The 13,740-nt window shown below is 60.7% G+C and carries 11 protein-coding genes and 2 pseudogenes; 10 read left to right on the top strand and 3 right to left on the bottom strand.

The window, feature by feature from the left end:
* Window positions 1-3: 3 nt before the first annotated feature.
* Window positions 4-612 (bottom strand): LysE family translocator, encoded by a 609-nt coding sequence (locus tag AC1DLB_RS00325; RefSeq protein WP_477784468.1) that lies wholly within the window; start codon window positions 610-612, stop codon window positions 4-6.
* A gap of 35 nt (window positions 613-647) precedes the next feature.
* Between AC1DLB_RS00325 and AC1DLB_RS00320 the strand changes: the two genes are divergently transcribed.
* On the top strand, window positions 648-1,121 hold the full coding sequence (locus AC1DLB_RS00320) for an Lrp/AsnC family transcriptional regulator (RefSeq protein ID WP_019580354.1): 474 nt from the start codon (window positions 648-650) through the stop codon (window positions 1,119-1,121).
* A gap of 45 nt (window positions 1,122-1,166) precedes the next feature.
* On the opposite strand, the gene lpdA is transcribed toward AC1DLB_RS00320, so the two are convergent.
* On the bottom strand, window positions 1,167-2,567 hold the full coding sequence (gene lpdA / locus AC1DLB_RS00315) for a dihydrolipoyl dehydrogenase (protein WP_477743529.1): 1,401 nt from the start codon (window positions 2,565-2,567) through the stop codon (window positions 1,167-1,169).
* A 210-nt stretch (window positions 2,568-2,777) separates the two neighbouring features.
* Between lpdA and hflK (AC1DLB_RS00310) the strand changes: the two genes are divergently transcribed.
* From hflK (AC1DLB_RS00310) to cfaB, 8 genes and pseudogenes are all read left to right on the top strand, one after another.
* Window positions 2,778-4,742, top strand: a complete 1,965-nt coding sequence (gene hflK, locus AC1DLB_RS00310) for a protease modulator HflK (RefSeq protein WP_086945266.1) — start codon at window positions 2,778-2,780, stop codon at window positions 4,740-4,742.
* 143 nt (window positions 4,743-4,885) lie between these two features.
* Window positions 4,886-5,713: pseudogene (gene hflC / locus AC1DLB_RS00305) on the top strand (protease modulator HflC); the annotation flags it as partial.
* Between the two features lie 77 nt (window positions 5,714-5,790).
* The gene (gene hflK, locus AC1DLB_RS00300) at window positions 5,791-6,849 is read left to right on the top strand and encodes a protease modulator HflK (protein WP_026286517.1); all 1,059 of its coding nucleotides are present in this window, start codon (window positions 5,791-5,793) and stop codon (window positions 6,847-6,849) included.
* On the top strand, window positions 6,846-8,756 hold the full coding sequence (locus AC1DLB_RS00295) for a heavy metal translocating P-type ATPase (RefSeq protein WP_477784464.1): 1,911 nt from the start codon (window positions 6,846-6,848) through the stop codon (window positions 8,754-8,756). The genes hflK (AC1DLB_RS00300) and AC1DLB_RS00295 overlap by 4 nt, the downstream gene beginning before the upstream one ends.
* A 119-nt stretch (window positions 8,757-8,875) precedes the next feature.
* Window positions 8,876-9,130 (top strand): BufA2 family periplasmic bufferin-type metallophore, encoded by a 255-nt coding sequence (gene bufA2 / locus AC1DLB_RS00290; protein WP_018927345.1) that lies wholly within the window; start codon window positions 8,876-8,878, stop codon window positions 9,128-9,130.
* Between the two features lie 64 nt (window positions 9,131-9,194).
* Complete coding sequence (gene bufB / locus AC1DLB_RS00285) at window positions 9,195-10,040, top strand: MNIO family bufferin maturase (RefSeq protein ID WP_477784463.1); 846 nt, start codon at window positions 9,195-9,197, stop codon at window positions 10,038-10,040.
* Window positions 10,031-10,831, top strand: coding sequence for an HvfC/BufC N-terminal domain-containing protein (locus AC1DLB_RS00280; protein WP_064621172.1), 801 nt, complete (start codon window positions 10,031-10,033; stop codon window positions 10,829-10,831). Before bufB ends, AC1DLB_RS00280 begins: the two co-directional genes overlap by 10 nt.
* Window positions 10,832-10,902: 71 nt before the next feature.
* On the top strand, window positions 10,903-12,087 hold the full coding sequence (cfaB, locus tag AC1DLB_RS00275; RefSeq protein ID WP_018927348.1) for a C17 cyclopropane fatty acid synthase CfaB: 1,185 nt from the start codon (window positions 10,903-10,905) through the stop codon (window positions 12,085-12,087).
* Here the strand turns inward: cfaB and cls are convergent.
* Window positions 12,084-13,523: a cardiolipin synthase gene (cls, locus tag AC1DLB_RS00270; RefSeq protein WP_477743530.1), complete on the bottom strand. Its 1,440-nt coding sequence runs from the start codon at window positions 13,521-13,523 to the stop codon at window positions 12,084-12,086. The genes cfaB and cls overlap by 4 nt on opposite strands.
* 132 nt (window positions 13,524-13,655) lie before the next feature.
* Here cls and AC1DLB_RS00265 point away from each other — a divergent pair.
* Window positions 13,656-13,740: pseudogene (locus tag AC1DLB_RS00265) on the top strand (DUF3617 domain-containing protein); the annotation flags it as partial.

Here is a 13,740-nt window from a genome sequence, read left to right as displayed (position 1 = left end):
CGCTCAAGCTTGTTGAACAAAGGTCAGCCGCACAGCAAAACCAATCAACAGGCTGCCAAACAACCACTGTTGTACCCGCTGGGCCGATGGACTGCGTTGCAGCCAACGGCCCAACGCAGCGCCGACCAGCGCGTAGGCGCTGTCGAACAGCAAGCCGACGCTGACCAGCATCATGCCCAGGGTCGCAAATTGCGCGAGCACCGGTCCGGCTTGAGGGTTGATGAACTGCGGCAGCAGCACCGAGCAAAACAGCAGCGCCTTGGGGTTGAGCAGGTTAGTCAGCAAACCGCGCTGGATCGCCTCCGGCCACCGTGGTTTAGCAGTCGTTGCGTCTGCACCGTTCAAGCTCGGCAGCATCGTGGTGCGCAGGCACTGAATGCCGATCCAGAGCAGGTACGCGGCGCCGGCCAGGCGCACCACGTCGAAGGTCCAGGGCGCAGTCCTGAACAGCGTCGCCAAACCCAATGCCGCCAATGCCACATGACAACCGCGCGCCACGCCCAGCCCCAATGCCGTGGCCAGCGCCGCGCCTTTGCCCTGACGAGCGCCGGTCTGCAACAGCAGGTTGCGTAGTCGGCTTCTAAAGCTTCGATATTTGGCATAACCTGCCAGTTTGTGATGATCGAACCATCAGGATCTACCAAAACATGAAACTGGACGCCTACGACCGCAAAATCCTCACGGCGCTGCAACGGGACGGACGCCTGAGCAACGTACAACTGGCCGATGAGATCGGCTTGTCGGCCTCGCCCTGTTTGCGCCGGGTCCGGATGCTGGAAGAGGCCGGTGTGATTCGTGGCTATCAGGCCAACCTTGATCGAGATGAAGTGGGCCTTGGGCTGACGGTGTTTGTCGGGGTCAAAGTCGAACGGCATAACGATGAACAAGCCGAAGCGTTTCGCCTGGCCGTGACGGCATTGCCTGAGGTGATTTCGGCGTTTCTGGTGTCCGGGGAATCGGATTTTCTGCTGCAAGTGGTGGTACCGGACTTGCGCGCCTATGACCGTTTCCTCACCGGGCGATTGCTGAAATTGCCGGGCGTGAGCGATATCCGCAGCAATTTTGCAATTCACACGGTGAAGACGCCGGGAGCGTTGCCGTTGGGGCATCTGCCTGACTGAAAAAGCGAAAAGATCGCAGTCTTTGGCCGCGATCTTTTGATCGTTCTAAATCTGCGTCGCCATCCCTTCCACATTCATCGCCGCCTGGCGCAAGGCCTCGGAGCGGGTAGGGTGCGGATGGCAGGTCAGGGCGATGTCTTCGGCCGAGGCGCTGAACTCCATGGCCACGCAATATTCGCCAATCATTTCGCTGACGCTCGGGCCCACAAGGTGCACACCGAGAACTTCGTCGGTGCGCTCATCGGCCAGTACCTTGGCGAAGCCTTCGGTTTCGTGGTTGATCTTCGCCCGGCTGTTGGCGGTGAAGGGGAATTTGCCGACCTTGTAGGCGCGACCTTCGGCCTTCAACTGTTCTTCGGTCTTGCCGACGCTGGCCAGCTCCGGTTTGGTGTAGATCACGCTGGGGATCAGGTCGTAATTGACCTCGCCAGCCTTGCCGACGATCTGCTCGATGCAGGCCATGGCTTCGTCTTCGGCCTTGTGGGCGAGCATCGGCCCTGAGGTGACGTCACCGATTACCCAGACCCCCGCGGCTTCAGTGCGGTGGCCCTTGTTGGCGAGCATGCCGCGTTTGTCGGTGGCGAGGCCGACGTTCTCCAGCCCCAGGCCCTGGGTGTAAGGACGACGACCGATAGCCACCAGCACGTAGTCGGCTTCCAGCAGTTCGGCGGTGCCACCTGCGGCCGGTTCGACACTGAGTTGAACACCGCTTGCCGAGGAGGTGGCGCTGGTGACTTTCGAACTCAACTTGAAGCGGATGCCTTGCTTGCTCAATGAGCGCTGAAGGGTTTTACCGGCTTCAGCATCCACACCCGGGCAGATCCGGTCGAGAAATTCGACGACCGTCACCTGAGCACCCAGGCGCCGCCATACCGAACCCAGTTCCAGGCCGATCACCCCAGCGCCGATCACCACCAGGTGCTTCGGTACTTCAGCCAGCGACAGCGCGCCCGTGGAGTCGAGGATGCGTTGGTTGTCGATGTCCACGCCTGGCAGGGGAGTGGGTTCGGAACCGGTGGCGATGATGATGTCTTTGGCGCTCAGCCGGGTCTTGCCACCCTGATTGTCGGTCACCGTGACGCTACCCGGCCCGTCGATGTGGCCCCACCCCTTGATCCAGTCGACCTTGTTTTTGCGAAACAGAAACTCGATGCCCTTGGTCAACCCTGTGACGCTTTCATCCTTCTGTTTCATCATCTGAGCCAGGTTGAGCACAGGTTTGACCTCGATCCCGAGGTTGGCGAATTCCGCCCCCGTGGCCGCGTCGTAGAGCTCGGAGGCATGCAGCAATGCCTTGGACGGCATGCAACCGACATTCAGGCAGGTCCCGCCGAGGGTGGCGCGGCCTTCCACGCAGGCCGCTTTCAAGCCCAACTGCCCGGCGCGGATCGCTGCGTTGTAACCGCCGGGGCCGGCGCCCAGAATCACGACGTCATAGGTGCTCATGGTGCAACTCCTGGATTGAGAGGGGCGGGATCGATAAAAAGTAGTCTTCAATAAAAATTACGAACGTAATATGTGCGTTTCTCACCATTTCGGTCAAGGCTTCAGCTTGGCGACAGGTTCAGCGTTTTTAGATAGAACGATTCAGGACGAAAATTTCACCATTTTCGTTATATCGTAACGAATTGTGATGTGAGCAATGGCTGGGGTGGTATGCAAGTCGATCTCGATGGCGATGGGGCACAGATAGCAGGGCTGCCGCGCTTTCAGCAGGCGGTCGTTCAAGGACGTCGATTACGCCAATGGGCAATCGGTTTGGGGGCCTTGGCGGCCGCAGGGCTGGTGCTGGCGTTTTTTGTCGGGCTGTTTGCACCGCAGTCGCTCTGGCCCGCGTTGCTGGTCAATCAGAGCGCCGGTTTGCTGGTGCTGGTCGCCGGTCTGCAGTCGGCCTGGTGGATAACGCAGTGGCGCGCACGAGCGATGAATCCATCAGTGTTGGTGCCGGTGGCTATCACCGAAGAAGTCGTTGTCGCCGAAGGTTGGTACGAGCGGTTGCTGGACGGCATCAGTCAGCGTTGGCTGCGGTTGCTTGGGCAGATCGGTGCACCGACGCTCTGGCTTGGCGGCTGGGCGTTGTTGAGTTTGTACAGCATCGAGCAGGTCTGGAACCTCGCTTTGCCACCCGCTGCGTTGGGATTATCGGCCAGTGTCGGCGCGGCGTTGTCGTTGCTGCTGGCGTTCGGTTTGCTGGTGCTGGAGCGGCAACTGGCGCAGGAAAATGTCGCCCAATGGCCTGAAGCCGGGTCGTTGGCGCAGCTGGCGCGGGTCGCGATTATTGGCCTGGTGCTCAGCGCCTTGTGTCTGTTGTTCGGTAGCGAAACAGCCGTCTGGCCGGTGCGTCTGGCGGTGCTGATCGGCTTGTTGCCGGGGCTGGTCGCCATCGAGTTGTTGCTGCGCGCCGTGTTGTCACTGTTCAGCCCCCGTCGTGAACAGCTTGAACCGACCTTGCTGGCGCGAAGCTTCGTCGCCGATATGTTGCGCTGGCCGCCACAGCCCCTGCTCGCATTGCAGCACGAGTTGCACAATCGCTTCGGTATCGACCTGCGACAAATCTGGGCCTTCACCTACATGCGCCGGGCGTTTTTGCCGGTGCTGGCGGTGGTGGCAATCGTCGGTTGGTCGCTCACCGGCATTCATGAAATACCGCTACAGGGGCGGGGCATCTACGAACGTTTCGGCAAACCGGTGGAAGTGTTTGGGCCCGGTTTGCACGCCGGTTTGCCGTGGCCGCTGGGTCGCGTGCTGAGCGTCGAGAACGGCGTAGTCCATGAGTTGGCCACCAGCGTGGGCGAAGCATCGGCCCCGGTCGCGGCCGAACCTGCCGAAGGCCCGGCACCGGCCATTGCCAATCGCTTGTGGGACGCCAGCCATGTGAATGACAAATCCCAGGTCATCGCCAGCAGCCGTGCCGACAAGCAGAGCTTTCAGATCGTCAACATGGACGTGCGCTTCGTCTATCGCATCGGCCTGAGCGATCAGGCGGCTCTGGCCGCGACGTACAACAGCGCCGACGTGCCGACGCTGATTCGCAGCACCGCCAGCCGGATTCTGGTTCATGACTTCGCCTCAAGAACCCTCGACGGTTTGCTCGGCGAAGACAGGGTAGGGCTCTCTGAAGAAATCGGCCGCGCCGTGCAGGCGGATCTGCAAAAACTCGACAGCGGCGTGGAAATTCTCGCCACGGTGGTCGAGGCCATTCATCCGCCAGCGGGGGCTGCCAATGCTTATCACGGCGTTCAAGCAGCGCAGATTGGCGCCCAGGCATTGATCTCCCGCGAGCGCGGTGCCGCAGCGGAGGCGACCAACCAGGCGCAATTGCAGGCCAGCATCGCTCGCGATCAAGCCACGGCCAGTGCGCATGAAATCAACTCGAGCGCTCGGGCCGCCGACCTGAAATTTGCCGCCGAGCGAAAGGCGTACTCCAGCGCCGGCCAGGCTTTTGTACTGGAGCAATACCTCAGCCAACTGACCCAGGGTCTGGCTAACGCCAAGCTGCTGGTTCTCGATCACCGTCTGGGTGGTAGCAGCAATGCGCCGACCATCGACCTACGTACATTCACGCTGCCGGCTGACCCTGCGCCGTCGCGTAATACCGCTCAGCCAGGAGCCGCCCATTGAGCCAGTCGACGCCTACTCACGATCATCACGACCACGATGACCACGCCGGCCACGATCACGGCCATGGCGGGCATCACCACGGTCATCATCACCATCACCACCATGGTGATCCGCACGAAGCTGGCCCTTTTCCGTGGCGGCGAATGGGCTGGGCGGCGCTGCTGGTGGCCTTTGCCGTTGCGGCGGCAAGCCTGGTGCAAGTGCGCTCGGGGGAGGCCACGGTGATTACGCGCTTTGGCAATCCATCGCGGGTGTTACTGGAGCCGGGTCTTGGCTGGCGTTGGCCGGCGCCGTTCGAGGCGGCGATTCCGGTTGATCTGCGGCTGCGTACCACCTCCAGCGGTTTGCAGGATGTGGGCACGCGCGACGGTCTGCGCATCATCGTGCAAGCCTACGTGGCCTGGCAGGTACAGGGCGATCCGGACAACGTGCAACGTTTTATGCGCGCTGTACAGAATCAACCCGATGAAGCCGCGCGGCAGATTCGTACCTTTGTCGGCTCGGCGCTGGAAACCACTGCCAGCAGTTTCGACCTGGCCAACCTGGTGAACACTGACGCCAACCAGGTGCACATCGCCGATTTCGAAGCGCAGCTGCGCCAGCAGATCGATCAGCAGTTGCTCACCACCTATGGCGTGCGAGTGCTGCAAGTCGGTATCGAGCGCTTGACGCTGCCATCGGTGACGCTCACCGCGACGGTCGATCGTATGCGCGCCGAGCGTGAAACAATCGCCACTGAACGCACGGCTATCGGCAAACGTGAAGCGGCACAAATCCGTTCTGCGGCCGAGCGTGATGCGCGAATCGTACAAGCTGATGCCACTGTGAAAGCCGCAGACATCGAAGCCCAATCCCGCGTCGAAGCCGCGCAGATTTACGGCCGCGCCTACGCAGGCTCACCGCAGCTCTACAATTTGCTGCGTTCGCTCGACACCTTGGGCACCATCGTCGCACCGGGCACCAAACTGATTTAGCGCACCGATGCGGCGCCGTTCCGGGTGTTGGTTGACGGTCCACCGACGCTCGAAAACAAGTCCGGGTCGCAGCCATGAGTTTGGTTCCACGTGGAACAAATGAATTGAGCAGCCCCTGGATTCAGGCCGGGCGCTTGGCTTTTCTCGCGCTTTACGCCGTGACCGTGCTGGCTGCTTTGGCGTGGGCATTTTCCAATGTGCGGCAGATCGACCCGCAGAATCGCGCCGTGGTGCTGCACTTCGGCGCGCTGGATCGCATTCAAAATTCCGGCTTACTGTTGGCGTGGCCACGACCGTTTGAGCAGGTGATCTTGTTGCCGGCAGCGGATCGGGTGATCGAGCGTCGGGTGGAAAATCTGCTGCGCACCGATGCCGCGTTGCAGGCCGACCGGGTGGCGAGCTTCGCCACACCCCTCAGCGATGCGCTCGCCGGTTCCGGTTATCTGCTGACCGGTGACGCGGGCGTGGTGCAGCTGGATGTGCGGGTGTTCTACAAAGTCACTGAGCCCTATGCCTTCGTTCTTCAGGGTGAGCATGTGTTGCCGGCTCTGGATCGACTGGTGACGCGCAGTGCCGTGGCACTCACCGCGGCGCGAGACCTGGACACCATTCTGGTGGCTCGACCGGAACTGATCGGTGCCGACAATCAGGCTGCCGAACGTCGCGAACGTCTGCGCGGCGATCTGGTGCGAGGCATCAATCAACGCTTGGCCGAACTGACGGCGACCGGGCAGGGCTTGGGTATCGAAGTGGCGCGGGTCGATGTGCAATCGAGTCTGCCCGGCCCGGCAGTGAGCGCGTTCAACGCCGTGTTAACTGCCAGCCAGCAAGCTGACAAGGCCGTGGCCAATGCGCGCACGGAAGCCGAGAAGCTGACTCAGTCCGCCAATGAACAAGCCGACCGCACGCTGCAAGTGGCTCACGCCCAGGCCAGCGAACGCCTGGCCAAAGCCTCCACCGACACCGCCACAGTATTAAGCCTGGCCAAGGCGCAACAGCAGGGCACCGATCCGCAAATGCTGCTGCGTATTTACCGTGAGCGGATGCCGAAGATTCTCGGGCAGGCCGGTTCGGTGACGACGGTCGATCCGAAAGACGATTCCCGCCTGATCATTCAGGGAGCTGCGCAATGACTGCCCAAACCGCCGCCGCGCCGAGCATGTTGTCTTCGGCTGAACAACGTAGCGCCGCGCGCCAGTTGACCCTGGCCATGCTTGCACTGGGCTTGCTTGCGCTCGGCCTGATCTGGCGCTGGTTGTTGCCGGAGCAGACCGGGGTCAGCCAATTGCTGTTGGGTTTTGCTTCGTTGCTGGTGGCCGTGCCGGTCATGCGTTCGGCGTGGTACAGCCTGCGTTATCCGAGCCTGCACGGGATCACCGATCAGTTGATTGCCCTCGCCATGCTCGGCGCTTGGGCCACTGGCGATCTGCTGACTGCGGCACTGCTGCCGATCATCATGATCTTCGGCCATGTGCTGGAAGAGCGCAGCGTGATCGGCTCACAGGAAGCGATTCATGCCCTCGGCAAACTGACGCGTAGCCATGCGCGCAAGATTCAGGCTGACGGCGCTATCGTTGAAGTCGATAACGGCACACTCAAGGCCGGCGACCTGGTGGAGGTGCGTGCGGGTGATCGCGTGCCGGCCGATGGTCGGGTGTTGTCCGGTCAGGCGAGCCTCGACACTGCATCGATCACCGGTGAGTCGGTGCCCATAGAGGCCGTTGTGGGCATGCCGGTGTTCGGCGGAGCGATCAACCTTGATGGCCTCTTGCGCATTGAAGTGACCCGCACCGGTCACGAGTCGACACTGGGTAAAGTCATCGCGTTGATGCAAAACGCCGAACGCTCCAAGCCGCCGATCACCCGTTTGCTCGAACGCTACGCCGGCAGTTACATGGTGCTGGTGTTGCTGCTGGCTGCCGTAACCTGGTTCGTCACCAACGATGCCCAGGCGATGCTTGCGGTGTTGGTGGCGGCCTGTCCTTGCGCACTGGTGTTGTCGGCACCGGCCACGGCGATTGCCGGGGTGGCGGTCGCAGCTCGGCACGGGATTCTGATTCGCAGCTCGGCGTTCCTCGAAGAATTGGCTGACCTGACGTCGTTGGTGGTCGACAAGACCGGAACCCTGACGTTCGGCACCTTGCGCCTGCAATCGATCGACAGTCCGCTGAAAGATCGCAGTCACGTACTGAAACTCGCCGCCAGCCTTGGCTCTGCCAGCAGCCACCCGGTCAGCCGCGCGTTGGCCGGGTTGGTCACTCAGGAACATTTTCTGCTGCTCTCCGACATCCGCGAGCGTCAGGGGCTGGGTGTCGTGGCGATGACGGAGCAGGGCGAAGCGGCCCTCGGTCGTCCGGAGCTGTTCGCGCAATTGGRCATCGTCACCTCAGCTGTTCCCGGCCACGATGGCCCGATTGCCGGGCTGGCACTCAACGGTGAATTTCTCGCTTGGCTGTTGCTCGCCGACAGCGTCAAACCCGAGGCGCGGTTTGCCCTGAGCGAGTTGCGTGAACTGGGCTTGGGTCGTCAGTTGTTGCTGACCGGGGATCGACAAAGCGTGGCTCATACGCTGGCCCGGGATGTGGGCATCAGCGATGTCGAAGCCCAGGCCTTGCCCGAGGACAAACTCAATCGCGTGTTGAAAGAAATCGACAGCGGTTTCCGGCCGATGGTGGTGGGAGACGGCATCAACGATTCCCTGGCGCTGAAGGCCGGTGTGGTCGGCGTGGCCATGGGCGCGGGCGGTGCGGACATCGCGCTGGCCTCGGCCGATATCGTACTGATCGGCAGCGACCTGCGCCGGCTCGGAACCTGTGTGCGCCTGAGTCGCCAATGCCGGCAGACTTTACAGGTGAACGTAATCATCGGTCTGGGCTGGACCCTGGCGATTGTCGCCTTTGCCGCATTCGGCTGGCTGGGCGCGGCCGGGGCGATGATTGCCGCGCTGTTGCACAACTTGAGTACGTTATTGGTGCTCGGTAATGCTGGGCGTTTGCTGCGTTTTCAGGAGCCTTTGCTCAAGCTCAAAGATGAGGTTTGAGCGAGGCGAAAAGTTTTTTCATCGCCTCTGTAACGCCGTCAGGGCAGCGCTCTCTAGTGCTGTGTCGGGACTGAACAACCTTCCAGCCGACACCCCTGACGATTACTGAGGATATACAAATGAACTTCAAAACCGCCACCGCCGGTGCCGCTCTCGCCTTTGCCGCTGCAACAATGTTCGCAGGTGTTGCCACTCAGGCTCAGGCCGCCGACGCTGCACAGGTTCACTGCTACGGCGTGACATCGTGCAAAGGCATGAATGACTGCAAGACAGCCGAAAACGCCTGCAAAGGTCAGGCTGTCTGCAAAGGGCATGGCTTCAAGGCAATGACTCAGGCCGAATGCATGAAGGCCGATGGAAAAGTCGGCGAATAACTGACTGCCGAATGCCGTCGCGGTGGCTCTCTTGCCACTGCGGCACTTTGCGAGGAGTCCGCAAATGTCTGCTTCCCTTTCTTGTCTGGGCTACGGCCTGGGTTTGCGCAGTGCCTACTACCAACAGATTCTTGAACAGTCGCCAGCCGTGGACTGGTTTGAAGTGGTCTCGGAAAATTTCATGGTCCAGGGCGGCAAGGCGCTGTACTACCTGGACGCCATTGCCGAACGGTATCCCGTGGTGATGCATGGCGTATCGCTGTCTATTGGCGGTCCTCATGCCCTCGATCCGCAGTATCTRCAACAGCTGAAACTTCTGGCGGAGCGAGTTGAACCGGCATGGATCTCCGATCACTTGTGTTGGAGCCGCGGCAATGCCCATCAACTCCATGATTTGTTGCCGCTGCCCTACACCGAAGAAAGTCTTTATTACGTGGCCGGCCGAGTGCGGCAGGTTCAGGACGTCTTGCAGCGTCCGCTGGTGCTGGAAAACGTCTCCAGTTACGTGCGCAGCGCTGGCGACGAATTCAGCGAATGGGAGTTTCTTGATGCGCTCAGCCGGTTGAGCGACTGCGAGCTGTTGCTGGACATCAACAACGTCTATGTCAGCTCCCGCAATCATGGCTTCGATCCGTGGACATTCATTCAAGGGCTGCCGGCCAAAAAGGTTCGACAGTTGCACCTGGCTGGCCACAGCGACCACGGCGATTACGTGATCGACACCCATGACCAGCCGGTGAGTGATCCGGTTTGGGCGCTCTATCAACAAACCCTGGRACACCTCGGGCCAGTCGCGACACTGCTGGAACGCGATGATCATTTCCCGCCTTTTGAAGAGCTACTTACCGAGTTGCAAAAGGCCCGGGCATTGGGTGATAGCGTGTTGACCCGGAGACTGAGATGCGCCTGAACGACTGGCAGCTGGCCTTTGAAACGTATCTGCTGGGTGAGCAGACAGCAGCCGATACCGCGCTAGGCGCGAGTCTTATGGGGGGGCCGACACTGGATGTGAGCACCGGGCTGGCGATCTATCACAACGCCTATCAGGCAAGGCTTCAGGAAGTTCTGCGCGGCGACTATCCGGTCATTTGGCATTGGCTGGGTGACGATGAATTCGAGCAGCTCGCGGCGGCTTACATTCGCCAGTGTCCGTCTGTTCATTACAGCCTGAGGTGGCTGGGTGAAGGGTTCGAGTCGTTTATTCGACAGCATTTAGTGCCAGAGCAAAGTGCAGCGCTGGGGGAGTTGGCGGCACTTGAGTGGGCATTCACGCTCGCGTTCGACGCGCCTGAAGGCGCGCCGCTGACGATACAGGACATGGCCGCCCTGAAGCCTGAAGACTGGCCGACGTTGCGGGTCAGCCCCAGCCCCTCTGTGCAATGGCTTGAGTGTGCTTTCAACAGTGTTGCGTTGTGGCGGGCAGTGAAGGATGAAACCGGGTTCCCCGGTAGTGCAGCGTTAGGGGCGCCCCAAGTATTGGTGATCTGGAGAGCGGGGCTGGTTTGTCATTACCGCAGCCTGGAACCTGCGGAGGCGGCAGCTCTAGACGGCTTGTTTCAGGGCGACTGGGATTTCGCTGAACTGTGCTCCGAATTAGCAGTCATCTATGGTGAGGATGCATCCCTTCAGGCTGTTACATGGCTGAAACAGTGGGTTCAGGACGGTTGGTTGCAGCCTCGAATCATAGAGAGCAGCTATTAAATCGATAGCCGGCTATTTTTCAAGGATGGACTACCCTCAAATCAGACGTCTGAAAATCAGGGGGATTATCCATGCTCGCGCAACTTCCACTGGCCTTACAGAATCTGCAGTTGCCGCTTCGCTTGCGACTCTGGGACGGCCATGAGTTCAACCTGGGGCCGACGCCCAGCGTCACCATTGTGGTCAAGGACCCGCACATGGTTACCCAGTTCACCCATCCGAGCCTGGACGCGCTGGGGGCGGCGTTTGTCGAAGGCAAACTGGAGCTCGAAGGCTCCATCAGCGACGTGATTCGTGTCTGCGATGAATGGAGTCAGGCGCTGATCAGCGAAGACGACGATGCGCAACCGGTGCGCCTGGTTCACGACAAGGAAACCGACGCCAAAGCCATCTCCTACCACTACGACCTTTCCAACGAGTTCTATCAGCTGTGGCTCGACAGCGACATGGCGTATTCCTGCGCCTACTTCGAGACCGGCAGTGAAACCCTTGAGCAGGCTCAACAAGCCAAGTTTCGCCACCTGTGCCGCAAGTTGCGCTTGCAGCCAGGGGAGTATCTGCTGGATGTCGGTTGCGGCTGGGGCGGGTTGGCGCGGTATGCCGCGCGGGAGTTCGGCGCGAAGGTGTTCGGGATCACGCTCAGTCAAGCGCAGTTGGATTTGGCTCGTGAGCGGGTGAAAGCCGAAGGCCTGGAAGACCAGATCGAACTGCAACTGCTCGACTACCGCGATCTGCCTCAGGACGGGCGTTTCGACAAGGTGGTCAGCGTCGGTATGTTCGAACACGTCGGCCACGCCAATCTGGCCGAATACTGCAAGACCTTGTTCGGCGCGGTGAAAGAGGGCGGTCTGGTGATGAACCACGGGATTACCGCCAAACACACCGACGGTCGTCCGGTCGGGCGCGGTGCTGGTGAGTTCATCGAGAAGTATGTGTTCCCCAACGGCGAACTGCCGCACCTGGCGATGATCTCGGCCGAGATCAGCGAAGCGGGGCTGGAGATTGTCGATGTCGAGAGCCTGCGCCTGCATTACGCGCGGACCCTGGACCACTGGAGCGAACGCCTGGAAGACAATCTGGAAGCCGCCGCCAAACTGGTACCGGAGCAGGCACTACGGATCTGGCGGTTGTATCTGGCGGGATGCGCCTATGCCTTCGCCAGAGGCTGGATCAACCTGCATCAAATCCTCGCGGTGAAAGCCCATCCCGATGGCAGCCATGAACTGCCGTGGACCCGCGACGACATCTACAACTAGAGAATCGGCGAAATAAGCCGGGCGATCCGCATGCCGACCTGTTGCAGGCGGTGGGTTTCCCGGCTTTCTTCTTTGGCGATTTCGTGAGCCTGGGCGAAATCGTGGTTGAGCATCTGCTCCACTTCGGCGGCAAACCCGCTGTCGACCGTCAGCAGCATCACTTCGAAATTCAGCCGGAACGAACGGTTGTCCATGTTGGCGCTGCCGATGGCGCTGATTTCGTCGTCGATCAGCACCACTTTCTGATGCAGGAAGCCGGGTTGATAACGGAACACGCGCACCCCGGCACGTACGGCTTCGAAGGCATAAAGGCTGGAAGCGGCGTAGACGATCCGGTGATCCGGCCGCGATGGCAACAGGATCCGTACATCCACACCGCGCAGCACCGCCAGTCGCAACGCGGCGAACACCGCTTCGTCGGGGATGAAGTAAGGGCTGGTGATCCACACGCGTTCCGTCGCCGCATGGATGGCTTCGACGAAGAATAGCGAACAGGTTTCGTAGGAGTCCGCCGGGCCGCTGGCCAGTAATTGGCAGAGCACGCCGTCATCCGGATAAACGTCTGGCAGGATCAGTGGCGGCAGCGAACGGGCCGCCCAGAACCAGTCTTCGGCGAAGGACTCCTGCATGCAGGCCACCACCGGCCCGCGAACTTGCACGTGGGTATCGCGCCAGGGCGCCAGGGGTGGTTTCTCGCCCATGTACTCGTCGCCGACATTGAGCCCGCCGACAAATCCGACAAGCCCGTCGACGACTACGATCTTGCGGTGGTTGCGGAAATTCACCTGGAAGCGGTTGAGCCAGCCGCTGCGGGTGGCGAAGGCTTTGACCTCGATACCGGCATCTCGCAATGGTTGCACATACTCGTGGGGCAGGGAGTGGCTGCCGATGCGGTCGTAGAGCAAGTAAATCGCCACGCCCTCGGCGGCTTTCTTCGTCAGCAGGGTGTGCAGGCGTTGGCCGATGCGGTCATCGTGGATAATGAAAAACTGGATAAGCACCGCTTCACGGGCGTTGCTGATGGCGTCGAAAATTGCATCGAACGTGGCTTGGCCGTCGATCAGCAAGCGCACATCGTTGTTTGCCAGGCATGGCATGCGCCCCAGCTTCGGCATGGCCCGCAAAGACGCGTAAGCGCTGGAGGCACGCGCAGCCAGTGCCTCTTCTACCCAGGGGCGCCAGTTCAGTTCGGAGATGGCCTTGCGCATTTCCTCGTTGGCTTGCCGTCGGGCCTTGATGTAACCATCGAAGGTGCTGCGACCGAAGACCAGATAGGGGATCAGCGTGAGGTAGGGAATGAACAGCAGTGACAGGGCCCAGGCGATCGAGCCCTGAGCGGTCCGAACGGTCAACACGGCATGGATGGCGGCGATCGAGCCCAGTGTGTGCAACAGTGCGATCAGATAACCGAATACATGCGGTCCGAAATAATCCATGGGGCAGCCTTGCTCCTTGAAGATTCAATGCTTAACAGACCATGTTCCGGGCAGAATGTCGCTATTTAATTGGCCCATGAACCGAAGCCCGTGGCCGACGTCTAACGGCCACTAATGATCAGGAGTTACTCGATGAACGTTCGTCTGCTGGGTTTGGCCATGGCGTTTGGTTTGGCACTTCCTGTGGCCGCTCAGGCACAGATGCTGCAACCGGGCT

This window comes from Pseudomonas sp. 05N434 (assembly GCF_056396965.1).
Note: the sequence above shows the minus strand (reverse complement) of the source record. Positions and strands in the feature narration are given on the sequence as shown.

What these genes read in the sequence shown, in the direction of transcription:
- AC1DLB_RS00320 (WP_019580354.1), top strand. Translation starts at nt 648, where the DNA reads ATGAAACTGGACGCCTACGACCGCAAAATCCTCACGGCGCTGCAACGG.
- lpdA (WP_477743529.1), bottom strand. Translation starts at nt 2,567, where the DNA reads ATGAGCACCTATGACGTCGTGATTCTGGGCGCCGGCCCCGGCGGTTAC.
- hflK (WP_086945266.1), top strand. Translation starts at nt 2,778, where the DNA reads ATGCAAGTCGATCTCGATGGCGATGGGGCACAGATAGCAGGGCTGCCG.
- hflK (WP_026286517.1), top strand. Translation starts at nt 5,791, where the DNA reads ATGAGTTTGGTTCCACGTGGAACAAATGAATTGAGCAGCCCCTGGATT.
- bufA2 (WP_018927345.1), top strand. Translation starts at nt 8,876, where the DNA reads ATGAACTTCAAAACCGCCACCGCCGGTGCCGCTCTCGCCTTTGCCGCT.
- AC1DLB_RS00280 (WP_064621172.1), top strand. Translation starts at nt 10,031, where the DNA reads ATGCGCCTGAACGACTGGCAGCTGGCCTTTGAAACGTATCTGCTGGGT.
- cfaB (WP_018927348.1), top strand. Translation starts at nt 10,903, where the DNA reads ATGCTCGCGCAACTTCCACTGGCCTTACAGAATCTGCAGTTGCCGCTT.
- cls (WP_477743530.1), bottom strand. Translation starts at nt 13,523, where the DNA reads ATGGATTATTTCGGACCGCATGTATTCGGTTATCTGATCGCACTGTTG.